This window comes from Paraliobacillus sediminis (assembly GCF_003426055.1).
In genome coordinates, this window is the sequence record NZ_QJSI01000001.1 from 204,022 (window position 1) to 222,587 (window position 18,566).

General features: G+C 35.4%; 12 protein-coding genes. 11 read left to right on the plus strand and 1 reads right to left on the minus strand.

What is annotated here, in order from left to right; genetic code table 11:
• Window positions 1-62: 62 nt before the first annotated feature.
• Window positions 63-911, minus strand: a complete 849-nt coding sequence (locus D2K60_RS00930; RefSeq protein WP_240335204.1) for a methyl-accepting chemotaxis protein — start codon at window positions 909-911, stop codon at window positions 63-65.
• A 163-nt stretch (window positions 912-1,074) separates the two neighbouring features.
• Here D2K60_RS00930 and D2K60_RS00935 point away from each other — a divergent pair, with 163 nt between their 5' ends.
• The 11 genes from D2K60_RS00935 to mmuM all read left to right on the plus strand — a co-directional run bounded on the left by D2K60_RS00935 (window position 1,075) and on the right by mmuM (window position 18,538).
• Window positions 1,075-1,983 (plus strand): ion transporter, encoded by a 909-nt coding sequence (locus tag D2K60_RS00935; protein WP_240335205.1) that lies wholly within the window; start codon window positions 1,075-1,077, stop codon window positions 1,981-1,983.
• A gap of 93 nt (window positions 1,984-2,076) precedes the next feature.
• Entirely contained in the window at window positions 2,077-2,367 is a 291-nt protein-coding gene (locus tag D2K60_RS00940) for a DUF202 domain-containing protein (RefSeq protein WP_162880660.1), read from the plus strand.
• Between the two features lie 27 nt (window positions 2,368-2,394).
• Window positions 2,395-3,108, plus strand: a complete 714-nt coding sequence (locus D2K60_RS00945) for an EcsC family protein (protein WP_117168125.1) — start codon at window positions 2,395-2,397, stop codon at window positions 3,106-3,108.
• A 267-nt stretch (window positions 3,109-3,375) separates the two neighbouring features.
• Window positions 3,376-4,410, plus strand: a complete 1,035-nt coding sequence (locus tag D2K60_RS00950; protein ID WP_117168126.1) for a LacI family DNA-binding transcriptional regulator — start codon at window positions 3,376-3,378, stop codon at window positions 4,408-4,410.
• Window positions 4,411-4,640: 230 nt separating this feature from the next.
• On the plus strand, window positions 4,641-5,900 hold the full coding sequence (locus D2K60_RS00955; RefSeq protein WP_117168127.1) for an extracellular solute-binding protein: 1,260 nt from the start codon (window positions 4,641-4,643) through the stop codon (window positions 5,898-5,900).
• A 75-nt stretch (window positions 5,901-5,975) separates the two neighbouring features.
• Complete coding sequence (locus D2K60_RS00960; protein ID WP_117168128.1) at window positions 5,976-7,259, plus strand: sugar ABC transporter permease; 1,284 nt, start codon at window positions 5,976-5,978, stop codon at window positions 7,257-7,259.
• Complete coding sequence (locus D2K60_RS00965) at window positions 7,259-8,101, plus strand: sugar ABC transporter permease (protein ID WP_117168129.1); 843 nt, start codon at window positions 7,259-7,261, stop codon at window positions 8,099-8,101. Before D2K60_RS00960 ends, D2K60_RS00965 begins: the two co-directional genes overlap by 1 nt.
• Before the next feature lie 51 nt (window positions 8,102-8,152).
• On the plus strand, window positions 8,153-10,546 hold the full coding sequence (locus D2K60_RS00970; RefSeq protein WP_117168130.1) for a glycoside hydrolase family 31 protein: 2,394 nt from the start codon (window positions 8,153-8,155) through the stop codon (window positions 10,544-10,546).
• 270 nt (window positions 10,547-10,816) lie between these two features.
• Window positions 10,817-13,777 carry an alpha-amylase family glycosyl hydrolase gene (locus tag D2K60_RS00975; RefSeq protein WP_117168131.1) on the plus strand — a complete coding sequence of 987 codons (2,961 nt, stop codon included), beginning with the start codon at window positions 10,817-10,819 and terminating at the stop codon, window positions 13,775-13,777.
• A 392-nt stretch (window positions 13,778-14,169) separates the two neighbouring features.
• Window positions 14,170-17,403: a DEAD/DEAH box helicase gene (locus tag D2K60_RS00980; RefSeq protein ID WP_117168132.1), complete on the plus strand. Its 3,234-nt coding sequence runs from the start codon at window positions 14,170-14,172 to the stop codon at window positions 17,401-17,403.
• A 157-nt stretch (window positions 17,404-17,560) separates the two neighbouring features.
• Complete coding sequence (gene mmuM, locus D2K60_RS00985) at window positions 17,561-18,538, plus strand: homocysteine S-methyltransferase (RefSeq protein WP_117168133.1); 978 nt, start codon at window positions 17,561-17,563, stop codon at window positions 18,536-18,538.
• The last annotated feature ends 28 nt before the right edge of the window (window positions 18,539-18,566 follow it).

Below are 18,566 nucleotides of genomic sequence, written 5' to 3' on the forward strand. Positions count from 1 at the left end.
AAGATGCAGTTAAAGGGTTCTTTTTTATTCGCTAATCTTTATTAGAGTATTACAAGCCGTTTTTATAAATCAGATGCGTATTTATTGAGCTTTTTACTCATCGCTTCAATTTCATCGATGAAAGCAGAGATTTCTGTAGTAGAATGTGCTTGGTTTTTCCCGAATGAAACCATTTTATCAATGGAAACGGTGATTTCATCTACTGATTTCTGGGTGTTTTCTAGAACGTTTTTAATTTTTTCTGTAGAAGTGATCGTTTCTTCTGATAACTTGCGAATTTCCTTCGCGATAATTCCAAAACCATTCCCTTTATCACCCGCATGTGCAGCTTCAATTGCTGCATTTACACCAAGTAAATTCGTTTGAGAAGCAATTTTATTGATAAAATTTATTACTTCCCCTGTTTTCTTCATTTCTTCATTTGTATGATGCGACTGATCGAGCAACGTGTTACTTAGCTCAGACAGCCCAATTGCGCTTTCAGATATAGTTGTTACGCGATCATTCGCCTGTGTTAGAGATGTAACAATTTGATCTGATATTTTTCTTAACTCTCTTTCGCTTTGCTCCTGAACTTGTATAGCGATGGCTCCTACGACTTTCCCGTTTTCTAGTATTGGATTTGCCATACCAGTGAAATGAAAGCCATAAAAGTCTTTCGGAACAATATCTTTGATTACTTTATTGTGTTTTATGCAATCTGCTAAAGGTTCATTTGGATCGATCTTTTGTCCTTTTTTAACACCTAGATCGACCTTTTCCCCAGGATAATAAGCAAGCCATTCTTCTAGATTAGTTACACCAATTGCCATCTTTGGAAACATGGTATGGAACATAGGTATTACATCTAAGTATTTCTCTAAAATGTTTCCGTTATTTTGATTCGCGTGTATTGGTTTTGTTTGAGTCAACTTTTATTTCATCCTTATCTGCGCAAGCCTTGTAGTTATTATAGTATATAATAATAGTGCTAGTTGAACAATGTAAATGACTGACAAGAACCATGTATACATAGAATGATAGAAATGAAAAATAGCTTACTAGTTTTGCCGTTTTGCAATGAAGCGTTTATAATTGATAAGCAATAAAAAAAAGCGAATAAAAAATAAAAATATAGATGCCATAGATGAAACAAACGGAGCATTATTAATGAAAAATGGAATGGAAGTGATAAGTATGAAGAATATTCTGTTGCGAGTTAAATTGAAACAATTGGTAAACAGTAAGAACTTTCAAGCGATCATAATTGGTATTATTGTATTTAACGGACTTGTTATAATAGCTGAGACATACTTCAGGGGCAATGATCTATTACAACTTTTAGATAGAGTAATAGTTTGGATCTTTGTCGTAGAATTAGTCTTGAAAATAGCTGGACTTGGTTTTAAAGGGTATTTCTCTAAAGGATGGAACATATTTGACTTCGTAATTGTAGCGGCAAGTTTACTGCTTTATACAACCAATTTCGTAAGTGTAATTAGATTGTTAAGGGTATTACGTCTATTAAGAATGATCCCAGCAATTCCGGCTTTGCGTAAAATAGTCGATGCTTTAATGAAATCCATTCCTGCCTTAACTGGGATTTTAGGTTTGTCTTTATTGATTTTCTCTATATACGCGATTATTGGAACTACTTTATATAGTGAAGTGCTTCCGGCAGAATTTTTCGGTAGCTTTCATGAATCGCTTTTTACATTACTACAAGTTGTAACGTTTGAATCATGGGCTAGTCAGGTTGCTAGACCGATTATTAATGAAATGCCATGGGCTTGGACTTATTTTGTAACCTTTATCATCATTGGTGCATTGGTTATATTAAATCTTGTTGTAGCTGTTATTCTAAGTTACTTAGGTCAAGAGGATGATAATAATCGTGAGGAGCAGATCGAGCGCATATATAAAGAAAACCAAGAAATCAAGCAGGATATAAAAGAAATGAAGCAATTAATTCTAGATGGCCATAAGTTAAAAGAAAACAAATAAAAGTGTTTTAGTGAATGGCAGTACTTTATTATGGCGAAAATTATTAAGATAGATTATATAGTGTAGATATTACTTTAGATGAGGTGTAGTAATATGGATAGAAACAATGGTGCGTTAAACGACGCTCCTTCTGTTGGTGATTTACTTGCCATGGAAAGAACAAGATTAGCTAATGATCGAACGATACTAGCTTATATTCGTACATCATTGGCATTCTTTGCTACGGCAGCGGCACTTATCGAATTTTTTGATCAGAATAGAAAATTAGAAATCATAGCTTACATCACGATTTTTTTTGGGGTAGTGATTCTAATTTTTGGGTTTTATAGCTACTGTCGTTCAAAAAAACTAATTAAAAATGTAATGCGTAATACTGAAAGCTAGCTTAGCAATATAAAGGGGTGGCACATTATGATGGAACATCAAGAGAAGGTACGTGAAGATTTAGTCATTTGGCGACGAAAAGTATTAAAACAGTCAGGTTTATTTAATCAACTGTCTAAAAAAGCCCAAACAAAAATGAATGGGTTAATTCCAGAAAAGGTGCATACGGTCATTACCAATAGTGTTAAGAATATGGTTAAAGCAACTTTAGCGGGTTCTAATATGATAACGAATAAAAAACAAGCAAGTGAGAAAAGTCTGTATGAACGGGATGAGCTTTTAAAGGAGAAACTTATTTCTTATCGAAAAACAGCGGTTGTGGAAGGTGCTGGTACGGGAGCTGGTGGTATCTTTTTAGGCCTTGCTGATTTTCCATTGTTATTGTCAATTAAAATGAAGTTTTTGTTTGATGCTGCAGCTGTTTATGGATATGATGCGAATAAGTATGAAGAACGTTTATTCATGCTCCATGTCTTTCAATTGGCTTTTTCTAGTGATGATAAACGCAGAGAAACGCTTGCTATTATTGAGAATTGGGAAGAAGAAAAAGAAACACTCGTTGATATGGATTGGCAAGTCTTTCAACAAGAGTATCGAGACTATATTGATTTAGTTAAAATGCTACAGCTGATTCCAGGTTTTGGAGCAATTGTCGGGGCATATGCGAATCATAATCTCTTTGACACGCTAGGTGAGACAGCAATGAATGCCTATCGCATGCGTTATTTAGCAGTTAAATGATTGAAGGATTAGTTTTTTATAAAGAAATGATATTGGAAAGTAGCTCTGAAAGTTGTTGATCCGTCAATACAAAAATAAATACAGGGATTAATATATTTATCTCACAAAGCCTCCCGGTCAATTTTGTCAGGGGGTTTTTTGTTTTTATATCGAAATTAATGAACTAGATTTTGGTATAAAAAATAATATTTATTAGATTGAGTATTGACATAAAAAGGTTAGTATAATAAAATCAAAATTAAGTTAACCGGTTAACTGGAGGTAGCAATGAATAAAAAAGCAACTATAAGAGATGTAGCACAATATGCAGGAGTATCAACTGCAACGGTTTCATATGTGTTAAATGGTGTAGACAAAGTATCAAAAAATACAATAATAAAAGTTCATGAAGCTGTTGAACACTTGAATTATTATCCAGATTTTACTGCAATTAGTTTGTCAAAAAGGAAATCTAATTTGATCGGCATTATGCTCCCACTAATTGAGGATTCACCAGCGTCAGTATTCAAAAATAATCTTTATTATAATGAATTTGTAAGCGGTGTAGAATTAGTAGCTCGTAATCGTGAATTTGATACAATGATTGCGGGAGTGGGTAATCCTGAAGAATGTCGACAATGGGTGAAGAAAAGAAATTTAGATGGCTTAATATTTTTAGGGATGTTTCCGAAAAAATTATATAAGGAAATGAAGAAATTAGATATTCCTATTGTTCTTATTGATACGTATGAGAAATATACTGATTTATTTGATAATGTGCAAGTTATGGATGAGCTAGGTGGTTATTTAGCTGCAAAACATTTAATTAATCTAGGTCATAAAAGTATTGCGTTTGTGGCAACTAATCTTAAATTAAGTCCGGTTGACGAGAAACGCTACTTTGGATTTAAGAAGGCCCTGAAAGAGCATGGAATCGAGTTAGATAAGAATCTGATCTTTGAGACCAGTGATATCACATTTGAAATTGGTGTAAATGTAGGAGAACGAATTCTTAAGACTAAACAAGAATTAACAGGTATTGTTACAGTATCTGATATTTTAGCAATTGGTATCGTAAAAGCATTCCAACTAAAAGGAAAACAGGTTCCAAAAGACTATTCGGTTGTAGGATTTGATGATTTAAGTATAAGTAAATATATTACACCGAGTTTAACAACTATAAGACAAGATATTTTTGAAAAAGGTAGATCAGCTGCTGATTTACTAATTAATTCAATACAATCATCAGCTGTTGATATGGATCACCAAACTGTTGAACTGCCAGTGGAACTCGTTATTAGAAACTCTACTAGAGAATTGTAGTGAATATAAATTTAAGTGAACTATTCAAGTGTTATCATTCATAATAGGTAACACTTCGAAGTAGTAATAGATGGTTTAATCTTTTCGCTTTGTTTGTAAGCGCTTTATATAAAAAAAGGATATATTTTTTTGATGTTTAGTTAACCGGTTAACTAAACAAAGGGGGTGAAATTCTAGAAACTAGAAGTTTGTTATACATCAAATAACCTATTAAAAGGAGAGAAATTATTATGAAGAAAAATGTAGTCATTTTATTTTCGTTAATTCTTACTATGTTCCTAGTTGCATGTGGACCTGATAGAGAGACGAATTCAGATTCCTCACAGGATGTTGAGTCAAATTCCGAAGAAACAGAAAAGCCAGAAGAACTAATGGTCTGGATACCTGAAGATCAGTCAAGTGCTGTAGAGGAAATAACAAATGGATTTACTGAGGAGACGGGAATTAAAGTAGAAGTCGTTCCGTTTGCTATGGATGAACAAGAAGAAGCGATGTCACTTGACGGGCCTTCAGGAAATGGACCCGATCTATTCTATCAACCGGGTATTGGGAATTTATCATTAAAAGGATTAGTTCAATCTATGGAAATCGATCAGAAAATCTTAGATACGTATTCAGAGGGATCGGTCGAAGCATTGAGTTATGAAGGAGATGTATATGGACTTCCAGCTGTAGTAGAATCTCTTGCACTTTACTATAATAAGGAACTTGTACCTGAAGCTCCAGAGACGATGGCTGAGTTAGAAGCAATTGCTGAAAAATTGACAGATGTACCAAACGATGAATATGGATTTCTGTATCCAGCAGCAGATTTTTATTTTTCCTTCCCTTTTATGGCTGGTTATGGAGCTAACATATTTTCTGAAGAAAACGGTGTTTTTGATATTAATGACGTTGGTTTAGCGAGTGAAGAAGCGATAGAAGGTGCAACAATGGTTCAAAATTGGTTTGATAATGGTTATATACCGACTGGTATTACGATGGATGTTACTAGCGGATTATTTAATCAAGGTAAAGTGGGAGCAATTGTTAATGGCCCGTGGGCATTGACAGAGCACAAAGAAGCTTTGGGTGATAATTTGGGTACTGCACCATTACCGCAACTTGATAATGGAGAATATCCTATCACATTTTTAGGTACAAAAGGCTGGATGCTTTCTGCTTACTCTGAATATCCAGAAGAAGCAACTGAATTAGCAATCTATTTAACAAATGAAGATTCTTTAAATCAATACTATGAAGAAACAGGTGAAATGCCAGCAAAATCTTCAATCTTAAGTAGTGACGAATTTCAAAACGATCCGTTATTAACTGGTTTCGGAACGCAATTAGAGCGAGCTAAACCATTTCCTCCTGTACCTGCACTTTCGGCAGTTTGGGACCCAATGGCTGATGCTTTGACATTCATTACAGAAGGTGAAGATGCTGAAGAATCTTTAACAAATGCAACAGAAACAATCAAACAAGATATCGAACTAAATTATAAATAAAATAAAATACCTAGGTGTTATCTTTTCGAAATGAGATAGGATAATATCTAGGTTCAAATAAGGGAGGGATGCTCCATGGCATCTGGTAAAACTCATCCTCATAGTATTAAGTTAGCAACTATACTATCCTTTTTACCCGGACTTGGACAATTATATAACAGAAGATATATTAAAGGTTCCATTTTCCTTGTGATAACCTTTTCTTTCTTTATGGTTTTTTATGACATACTAAATGTTGGTTATTGGGGACTCTTTACATTAGGAGAAATTCCAACAGTTGATGATTCAAGGGTGTTATTAAGCCAAGGTATTATAGCTCTTATCGTAACATCTTTTGCAATAACATTTTATGTCATAAATATAATAGATGCACGTAGAGATGCAAAAAAGATTCAAAGTGGTCTGGAAATCACATCGTTAAAAGCAGCTTTTGTAAATGCCTGGGATGCATCATTCCCTTACTTATTGACAGGTCCCGGGTTATTTCTGTTGATATTTGTTGTTATTTTCCCATTATTGTTTATGGCATTTCTTGCTTTTACAAACTATACATTAATGAATTCTCCTCCTAAGAATTTACTTGAATGGGTTGGGTTTGATAACTTTAAAGCCTTATTAACTATTCCTATGTGGAGAAATACATTCTTTTCCGTGCTTTCATGGACATTAATTTGGACTTTTGTAGCAACAACGCTACAAATTGGCTTAGCTATGTACCTTGCGATGATTGTGAATGATTCAAGAGTAAAAATGAAGAAATTAATCCGAACTGTCTTAATCTTACCTTGGGCAGTACCAGGATTTGTAACAATTCTTATATTTACTGCTTTATTTAATGACAATTTTGGTGCAATTAATCGAGATATTTTAATTCCGCTTTTTGGTTCAGGAGTACCTTGGTTAAGTGATCCCTTTTGGACACGAGTAGCTTTGATTGGAATACAAACTTGGTTAGGATTTCCATTTGTTTTTGCGTTATTCACTGGTGTTCTTCAAAGTATCTCACAGGAATGGTATGAAGCAGCAAATATGGACGGTGCAAGCAGTATACAGAAATTTAAATTTATCACATTTCCACATTTAATGTTTGCAACCGCTCCATTATTAATTATGCAGTATGCAAGCAATTTTAATAATTTTAACATCATCTATCTATTTAATCAGGGTGGACCTGCTGTTAAAAATCAGAATGCAGGTGGGTCTGATATATTGATTTCGTGGGTATATGATTTAACGTTTGAATCAAGCCAATTCAGTATTGCAGCGGCGATATCGCTCATATTAGGTTTGATTGTAGCTGTATTTGCCTTTTTCCAATTTAGAAAGACTGCATCGTTTAAAGAGGGGGGGAAAATGTAATGAAAAGAAAAACAAGTAACATTTTACAACTGGTAGGTATTTATGGAAGCCTTCTAATAATGTTTATTATTATTCTTTATCCACTTTTTTGGACTTTTGGATTATCACTTAATCCCGGATCTAGTTTGTTTGGAGCAGACATGATTCCAGATAACTGGTCATTTAAACATTACAAATGGCTTTTTACTGATCCTGATAGTGATTATTTAATATGGTATAAAAATACATTAATAGTTGCGTTTGCTGCATCTATAGGCTCTACTGTTCTTGTTACATTGGTTGCTTATGCCTTTTCAAGATACCGATTTGTAGGGAGACAATATGGTATATTTGCCTTTTTATTACTTCAAATGTTCCCTGTATTAATGGCTATGGTAGCCATCTATATTTTACTGAATCTTGTAGGTTTATTAGATTCATTACTAGGTTTAATTTTAATTTATATTGGTGGTTCAATTCCAATGAATGCTTTCCTAGTTAAAGGTTATTTTGATACGATACCAAGGGAACTGGATGAATCGGCAAGAATGGATGGCGCAGGGCATTTTAGAGTTTTATTTACCATTATGCTTCCACTAGCAAAGCCAATTCTTTCAGTTGTAGCACTATTTAATTTTATGGCACCGTTTATGGATTTTATTTTACCGAGAATAATATTGCGGAGCCCTGAAAATTATACCTTAGCGTTAGGGCTATATAACTTTGTGAATGCGCAGTTTGCAAATAACTTTACTAGATTTGCTGCAGGTTCAATTTTAATTGCTGTTCCGATTGCTGCAATATTCCTAATGTTACAACGCTACTTAATTACGGGATTAACTTCGGGAGCAACAAAAGGATGACGCCTAAGAAATATAGGCTACTAGAGAAAATGAATACATGGAGGGAACATTATGCAAGATACTAGCTTTGCTATATTGCCAGATAATCAGCATGAAAGTAAGAAGATAGATTATAAAAGTATAGGAAGACTGGTTTCATATACAGCTGTAGGAAACAATACGTTAGAAATAACATGTGAAAATGGATTTGTTTCGATTATTTTCTATCGCGATGACATTGTGAGAATTGTGATGAATCCTAAAAATAAACCTTCTAAAAAGACTAGTTATGCAGTTGTGATGGAACCTGAAAATATAGCACTATCGATAACGGAACATGTTGATGAAATAGTAGTATCGAGTAATAAGTCTGTACTTGTTATCAAAAAAGAAATGCTTAAAATTTCTATTTATAATGAAGATGGCAATCCTGTTGTAGAAGAAATAGAGAATGGTTTTGGATTCAATGAAAACCAGGAATTAATTTGCTATAAAAAAATGGATCATGATGATCATTACTACGGATTCGGAGAGAAAACAAGTTTCTTAGATAAACGTGGAGAAAAGATGACGATGTGGAACTCAGATGTTTACGCTCCACATAATCCCGAAATTGATGCGTTATATCAATCAATTCCTTATTTTATGACAATTCGTCATGGGAAGGCCCACGGAATATTTTTAGATAATCCGTCTAAAACTGTTTTTGATATGAAATCATCTACAGAAAGCTATACATTTACAGCGGAAGCGGGACAACTTGATTACTATGTTTTCATTGGACCGACACCAAAAGAAGTCTTAGAACAGTACACAACCATTACTGGGAAAATGCCTATTCCACCTAAATGGGCACTAGGTTATCATCAATCACGTTATAGTTATAAAACAGAACAGGAAGTAAGAGATTTAGTTAGAAGTTTTAAGGAAAAAGAGATTCCACTTGATGCTATCTATTTAGATATTCACTATATGGACGGGTATCGTGTATTTTCTTTCGATGGTGAACGGTTTCCAAATCCCCAAAAATTAATACAGGAATTAAAAGATTCTGGTATACATGTTGTCCCAATAGTTGATCCGGGTGTAAAAGAGGACCCTGAGTATTCTGTTTACCAAGAAGGAGTTAGGGGAAACCATTTTTGCAAATACTTGGACGGTACTATCTTTCATGGTGATGTGTGGCCAGGAAATAGTGCATTTCCTGATTTCACTAGTAGTAATGTCCGTCAATGGTGGAAAGATAGTCATAAATTTTATACGAATTTAGGAATCGAAGGTATCTGGAATGATATGAATGAGCCAGCAGTTTTCAATGAAACAAAGACAATGGATCTTAAGGTAGTCCATGACAATGATGGTGATCCCAAAACACACCGAGAGTTGCATAATATGTATGGTTTCCTTATGGGAAAAGCGACATATGAGGGTATGAAAGAACAATTAAATGGGAAGAGGCCATTTTTATTGACCCGTGCAGGATATGCTGGAGTACAAAGATATGCTTCAGTATGGACGGGTGATAATCGTAGTTTTTGGGAGCATTTACAAATGGCGCTTCCAATGTGTATGAATTTGGGTGTGTCAGGTGTGCCGTTGTGTGGTCCTGATGTAGGAGGATTTGCTCATGATTCCAATGGTCAATTACTTGCTCGTTGGACACAATTCGGCACATTCACACCATATTTTAGGAACCATAGTGAATTAAAATCTGTTCGTCAAGAGCCTTGGTCATTTGGTGATAAGTATGAAAAGATAATTAAGAAATATATTCAAGAACGATATGTATGGTTGCCATATTTATATACGTTGTTTCAAGAATCAAGTGTTACAGGATTGCCTGTTATGCGTCCTCTAGTACTTGAATATCCGAATGATAAGCATATATTTAATTTATCTGATCAATTTATGATAGGTTGTGATTTAATTGTAGCTCCAATATTAACACCAGATACGTACCAACGTGTGGTTTATCTACCAGAAGGGAATTGGATTAATTATTGGACGGAAGAGATGTTACAAGGCGGCAAACACCACCTTGTGGAAGCACCTCTGGAGGTATTGCCTATTTTTGTTAAGCAAGGGGCAATTATTACGCAAGGAACTGTGAAAAGTTCTACAGAGACAAAGGAAAGTGAAATGAATATCCATGTTTATCCTGAAGAAAACAAAAAAGTTACATATAGGCATTATGAGGATGACGGAAAGTCCTTTGCCTATGAAGATGGAAAATTCTTTGAATGCAAGATACATGCTACATTAGAGAATAATAGATTAGAGATTATCATTGATACTGAGAATGAACAGTATCGACCAGATTGGGTGAATGTAGTCATAACTATTCATGGAGTAAATAGTGATGTTGAATTAATAATAAATGGAAAAAAACATAAAAATATAGGATTGCTTACAAGAAATATAGTTCAAGTTTCAGTAGACAGAACGAATTTCGTAACAAATAGTTAAAAAGAAAGAGATATAAATCGGCTAATAAATTTGGTTTTATAGTTTTTCATATTATTTACCTCAAAATCTTTAGAGAAAGACAAAACGTTTATACAACGGAGTGTTGAAATCATTGTTTGAGGTATTTTTTTGCGAAAAAATGCAAACGTTTGCATTAGTGGGACTTAAATATTAAGGGAGGTGGTTGTTCATGTAGTATCTTAGTCAATTAATTTTATGATATGTGAGAATTAGATTGATTTATTTTAAAATTCAGGGAGGTAAGAACCATTGATTAAACCTAAAAACAAGCGTTGTTTAGCTATTAGTATAATATTTATTATGTTATTAAGTTTGCTTCCAAACTTATCGGCGATACCAGTTTTGACTGCACAAGAACTAGAGTTAGAAGCTATCTCGGATAATCATCTGCGCGTCCACTTTGAGAGCGGAGACCTTAATGTTGATGATTTAAGATTATGGATCTATGAAGATGTGGCTACATGGTCAGAAGAATTGGATGTTTGGCCAAATGGGATGGAATTTCCAGATGGACAGATGACAGATTACGGTCCATATGTGGATATAGAACTTGCTGAGGATCCGGAGTTAGTAGAGATGATTGTTTTATATGAAGGTGAACAATTACTGGACTCCACAACAAGAATTGAAATGATCTCAGAAGAAATGAATGAGGTTTGGGTATCAGAAGGTGGTGAAGTTTCCCTTCATGAACCAGTTGAATTAGAAGACAATCATATTCGAGTTCATTGGAATAATGAAGATGGAGCCTATGAACCTTGGGGATTATGGCTTTGGGGAGATGTGCTAGAACCTTCAGGTGAATGGCCAATTGATGCGCAACCATTTTCAGATGATCAAGTTGGAAAATATGGTGCATATACAGACGTGGAATATATTGAGGATGCTGGTCAACTCAGATTTCTTTTTGCCAAACGTGATGATTCAGGCGAACAGTTCGGAGATTTTACGTATTCTGATTTAGCAGACCACGACCAGATCTTCATTAATGGACAAGATAATACAATTTATACTAACCCATATTATGTGGCGGCGGAAGAAGAAGTAGAGTACAAGGATGGAGAGTATAACATTTCCGTTAGTGGAGAAGTTTCATCTTCACTGAATTATAATGAGAATGCTGTACTAACAGTGGAATTTGAAAATAATGATGAAGTTGGAATTTATGAAATCTTTGCAGATGTCAGCGCATTAGGTGGACCGAGTAAATTGCCAATTTATACAGAAACAAATGAAGTAACCATTTCTGTTCGTCACGATATAGAACCAGGTGAGAAAGCGGTTCCTTTAACGGTTGTTGACGAGGAGTTTGGAACATATATAGGTTCTACAACTGTCCAAGTGGATCCAAGACCAGATAAAAATGATGATTTTGACTGGGATGAAGCGATGATTTATTTCATGTTGACAGATCGTTTTTATGATGGAGATTCGAGCAACAATGATCCTTATGGCATTGGTTATGAAAATTACGAAAATGAGCGTGGCACATATCAAGGTGGAGACTTTAAGGGGATTACTCAAAACCTCGATTACTTAGATAATTTAGGTATTAACACTATCTGGGTCACTCCAATAGTCGAGAACATTGGCCATGATCTTGGATCTGTAGATGCTGGTGAAGCCAGTCCGGGTGCATTTTTTGGCTATCATGGATATTGGGCAGAGAATTTTGAAGAACTTAATCCTCATTTAGGTACATTAGAAGATTTCCATGAATTGATCGATTCCGCAGCAGAGCGTAACATGAAAATCATGGTTGATGTTGTATTAAATCATCCTGGTTATGGTCTTAAGGCTGATGATGAAATTCCTGAGGAAGAACGTCCAGTTGGCTACCCAACAGATGCTGACCGTGATCGTTTTGATGGAATGATCCGTGAAGAGTCTGGTTCTACTGACTTAAACATGGAATTATCCTACTTACCTGACTTTTTAACAGAGGATCCTGAGGTAAGTAAACAACTGATTGATTGGCAAACTAGTTGGATTGAGCGTTCTACGACCCCTAAAGGAAACAAAATTGACTATTTCCGTGTAGATACAGTGAAGCACGTCGATGATTATACTTGGCAACAATTTAAAAATGAGTTAACGTTACTAAAACCTGATTTCAAGATGATTGGCGAATCTTGGGGTGCTGGTCATAATAATAACCATGGTTACCTTAATACCGGTACAATGGACTCACTTCTTGACTTTGAATTTAAAGCAAGTGCAAGAGATTTTGCCCAAGGAGATCTAGAAAGCGTCAATCAAGATCTTGAAGAAAGAAACGCAATCATTAACAATACTGCAACACTTGGTCAGTTTCTTGGCAGCCATGATGAGGATGGTTTCCTTTATCATGAGTTGGATGGAAATGAAGGAATGCTTAAAATAGCAGCGGCACTTCAAATTACGGCTAAGGGCCAACCGGTAATTTATTACGGGGAGGAACTTGGTCAATCTGGTGCAAATAACTGGCCGGTATACGATAACCGTTACGACTTAGCTTGGAATGATGTAGAGGGTAACGATATTCTGGAGCATTATCAAAAACTATTGGCATTTAGAGGGGATAATTCAGAAATCTTTGCAAGAGGCGTAAGAAGTCAAATTGCTGGTTCAGATGAGGAGCAATTTCTTGTATTTGACCGTACGTATAATGGTGAAAATGTTTACGTTGGCTTGAACGTTTCAGAAGAGGAACGTGAAGTAACGCTTGAAGTTGATCCTGGTGTGACAGTAATGGATAGTTATAGTGGAAAAACGTATGAAGCTAATGGAACAGAATTAGTAGTAAGTATTCCAGCAATGGTTGATGGCGGTACGGTCCTTTTAGCAATGGCTAGTGGAGATGAGTCACCAGACGAAAACAATGACACAGATTCAAGCGAAGGAGAGCCAGATTTGAGCGGAGGAGAGCCAGATTCAAGCGAAGGAGAGCCAGATTCAAGCGAAGGAGAGCCAGATTTGAGCGGAGGAGAGCCAGATTCAAGCGAAGGAGAGCCAGATTCAAGCGAAGGAGAGCCAGATTCGAGCGAAGGAGAGCCAGATTCGAGCGAAGGAGAGACAGATTCTGCGGAAGAAGAAACGGAATCTGAAATAGACAATGATCAGCAATTACCGGAAACAGCTACGGACACTTACAAAATACTGTTATTTGGAATTATGTTGCTCTTAATTGGTGCAGTTACATTTGTAGTGGTAAGACGAAAGATTAATTAACAAGAATAATATTTTTATAGAGGCGCTCGTTAATTTGAGCGTCTCTTTTTGTGTGAAAATATGTGTCATCAATAAATTTTGGATATATTTCAACCAAAGGGCAAGGGCTGTTTAATTCAACAAAAACTAAGAAAATAGGGTCAGAACCTATAGATGAATAATTCCAGTTACTTGCAAATTAGTAGTGAAATGACCTAATAGATTACTGGTTAAGCTAACAGGATCTTCCACGAAAGATATTAATAAGTGCGAATCATTCCTGTTGCTGACAATGTTTTAGTTAGTTTTAGCAATATTTTTGTTAAAAAATAGATTTACTGACTAAAATGTGCCAGAACGTGTGTATAATGAAGGGATAAGCAAAAATTTAGAGAATAGAAAGTTGATGAAATATGAGAAGTTTTCCTATTTTAAAAAACAAAATAAAAGAGTCATTTTCTGAGCCGATTTATCGTCAAGGGCAAGCCTATTTTAATAACGGACATATTCGACATCTCTATTATGAAAAAAACCAGAATAAATGGCAGGGAAAGATTGTTGGAAGTGATGAATATGCTGTTAGCATTCAGATAAATGAACACGATATGTCGTATGAGTGTGAGTGTTTAGCATCTTCGGAATATGGTGAATGTAAACACATTGTTGCTTGTCTATTAGAAATCGAAAGAAGACAAGGGAATCGTAGTTATATGCCAGATGAAAATATACAAAAAAAAGTGCAACAGAAGATGGTCAATCAATTTATTAACACCTTCTCAAACTTTTATCAGTCAGAAGGTTATAATCAAGAACATATAAACAAGCATCAATTACAGGTTGAATTTATTGTGAAAACAATGTCCAGATCAGCAAGTTTATGGACACTTGAATTGAAAATAGGCATAAAAAGAACCTATGTAGTGAAGGATTTGAAACAGTTTCTAAAAGCTGTAGAGCAACAGAAAAACTACTACTTTACTGATAACTATACGTATGAACCGATGGAACAAGTTTTTAAAGATGAAGACTTTGAGTTGATACATTTATTAATTGATGTAAGTAGAAATGAAGAGGCGTATATCGATCCCTATTTTTCTTATCGGAAAGAGGATCGTGTTGTATACGTTCCACCGATGGTTGTTGATGCATTTTTGTCGAAATTACTACAGACTACATATACATTTGAGAATGGGGATCAACTCTATAACCAAATAGAGCTTATTGATGAAGACCTACCATTTAATTTTAAATTGGATAAAGGTGAAGAGGAAGAATTTCGTTTAAATGTAACAGAAATGATCGATATGTCGTTTTTTGAGCTCTATAATTATGTATTAAAGGATAATTGCCTGTATAAGTTAACTACCGAGCAACAAAATATCTTATTAGAGATTTCATCTGGTTTACTTCCGACTGATCCATTCTTAGATGACGAACAGTATATTACAATCTCGGCTGATCAGATTGAGTCATTTCTATCTGTTGTGGTACCTGAAATGAAAAAGGTAGGACAGATAGAGATGGCAGAGCAGGTTTCCAATCAAATTATCCAACATCCATTAAAAACGAAACTATTAATTGATCGAGAAGAAGATACGTTGCTAGTAGATTTAGAATATCACTATGGTGAGAAGATAATTAATCCATTTAATGAGTTTGGACCAGATAATGATGAAACAAAAGAATTGATGATTCGTGATACACGGAAAGAACAACAAATCATGTCTGTTATTGAAAGTGCTTTATTAAAATTTAATGGAAAAAAACTTTATGTCGAAGGGGAAGAGGAAATCTATAATTTCCTCTACCGATCGGTTCCTTTTCTAGAGGATAAAGCAGATATCTTTTTAACAAATGCAGTGAAGGACCTTCTATTACCAGAAAGCCAAGCGCCAGAGACAACGTTTGATTTTAATAAAGAAGGTAGTTTGCTTGAAGTTAGTTTTGATATGAAAGATATCGGGCAGGAGCATATTCAGAATATTTTAGACTCTGTCATTGAAAAGAAAAATTACTACCGTCTTCCTAATGGAACATTTGTCTCAATAGAAGGTAATGAACAGTTTCAACATATAAGACAGCTGTATTCTGAATTAAATAGTAGCGAAACGGAAATTAGGTCAGGTTCCATACAGCTTCCACTTTATCGCGCAATGCAAGTTGATGATATCCTCAATGGAGGAAATAAGAATAAAGTGCGAATTGGAAAGCAGTTCCGTCATCTTATCCAAACATTAAAAAATCCGGATGAATTAGACTTTGAACTTCCAACTGATTTACAAGCAGAACTTAGAGATTACCAAGAAATTGGATTTCAATGGTTAAAAACATTAGCGCATTATTCGCTAGGTGGTATTCTTGCAGATGATATGGGTTTAGGTAAAACTGTTCAAGGGATTGCTTTCTTGTTATCAGAAAAAGAGGAGTCAAAAGAAACAAAACCAGCATTAATTGTAGCTCCAGCCTCACTAGTTTACAATTGGAAAATGGAATTTGATAAATTTGCACCTAGTCTTGATGTTGAAGTTGTTATCGGGACACCAATTGAACGTGCAGCAATTTTGGAAAGAAAAGTTGTACCAGATGTTTTTATCACTTCTTATCCAATGTTACGTCATGATCTTGATTGGTATAAAGATGTTCAATTTAGCTCCTTTTTCTTAGACGAGGCACAGGCGGTTAAAAATGCTGCAACCAAAACATCAAAAGCAGTTCGGACGATTCGCGCACATAAACGTTTTGCATTAAGTGGAACACCAATTGAAAACTCATTAGACGAACTGTGGGCGATCTTCGAGGCGATTTTGCCTGGATTTTTCCCGTCACATGCCTTGTTCCGTAAACTTTCACCTGAAAAGATTTCTAGAATGTCCCGTCCATTTATTTTACGACGTTTAAAGAAAGATGTCTTAACAGAGCTTCCTGATAAAATTGAATCGACGCATGTATCTGAGTTAACAACGGAACAAAAAGAATTGTATCTCGCTTATTTAGAAAGAATTCAAAGGGAAACGAAGCAATCATTAATGGGCGAAGGGTTAAATAAGAGCCGAATTAAAATATTAGCTGGGTTAACACGTCTACGTCAATTATGTTGTCATCCATCATTATTTATTGAGAATTACCAAGGTTCTTCGGGTAAATTGGAACAATTAATAGACATTGTAGGTAATGCCTTAGAGAATAAAAAGCGGATGTTAATTTTCTCCCAATTTACAAGCATGCTTCACATTATACGTGAAGAGCTTACGAGACAGGGTGTAGGCTTCTTTTATATTGATGGACATACACCTTCTAAAGAACGCGTTGAATTGGTAGAACGTTTCAATCAAGGCGAGAATGATATATTTCTTATCTCTTTAAAAGCAGGTGGAACTGGATTGAACTTAACTGGTGCAGACACCGTAATTTTGTATGATTTATGGTGGAATCCTGCTGTAGAAGATCAAGCCGCAGGAAGGGCTCATCGTATGGGACAAAAGAATGTTGTGCAAGTGATTCGATTGATAACCAAAGGAACAATCGAGGAGAAAATTGAAAAGCTTCAACAACGTAAAAAAGAACTAATTGAAAGAGTAATTCAACCAGGTGACGCGATGCTATCGAGTATGTCAGAGGATGATATAAGAGAACTGTTGAGCATATAAGGTAAAAGGGGAGGTAGCTATACGCCTCTGTATTCAAAGTAAGCTTGTACGTTTGAATATAATATAGATCGAAAATGATGATTTTAATTAGAAAATGAAGTGAATTGATAGCTTATATACGGATAAAATAGGAACAGATAGAAAAGAGGTTTGGTGGATGTTGCATACTAATAATCCAATTGAAAGGATTCTGCAAGCGCATGAGATAATGATTTTAGATGGTGCCTTGGCAACAGAGCTTGAAATGCATGGGTGTGATTTAGATGACCCACTGTGGTCTTCACGGGTGTTACTCGATAACCCTGAGTTAATATATAACGTTCACCTGGAATACTTTCGTGCAGGTGCAGACTGCGCAATAACCGCCAGCTATCAAGCGACAGTCGAGGCTTTTTCTAAGCGTGGGCTAGAGGAAAATGATGCAATAGAGTTAATAAAGAAAACAGTCTACCTTGCAAGAAGAGCAAGAGATAATTTTTGGCGAGAAGAAGGGTCACTTATAAAGAAACGACCGAAACCACTTGTTGTAGCCTCCGTTGGACCATATGGCGCTTTCCTTGCAGATGGATCGGAGTATGTGGGCAATTATGGTGTGACGGATGAAACATTAGAAATATTTCATCGGGAAAGAATGCAGGTGCTAATTGAAGGGGGGGCTGATCTGTTAGCTTTTGAAACGATACCATCTTTACAAGAGGCAAAAGTAATAAGCCGCTTATTAACAGAGTTTCAAGATACATATGCCTGGTTAACTTTCACTGTAAAAAATGAAGAAGAAATTAGTGATGGCAGTGCACTAGAAGAATGTGTACATGTGGTAGAGGATAATATGCAAATAGCGGCAATTGGCATTAATTGCTCGCCAGTTTCTGTAATAACGGGAGCAATCACTAATCTGACTGCACATACAAAAAAACCAATCATTGTTTATCCAAACTCTGGTGAAACGTACGATCCGGAAACAAACAAATGGCATGGACTAAAGTCATCTGATCGATTCGATGCAAAATCGGAAGAATGGTTTCAAGCTGGAGCACGAATAATTGGTGGTTGTTGTAGAACAACACCGCATCATATTAAAGAACTTTCAAAAAAATGGCGCCCTTCTGTTGATGTATCGGGTAGTTTAAGTTAGTTCATTTAATAACGAATAAAATTAATTA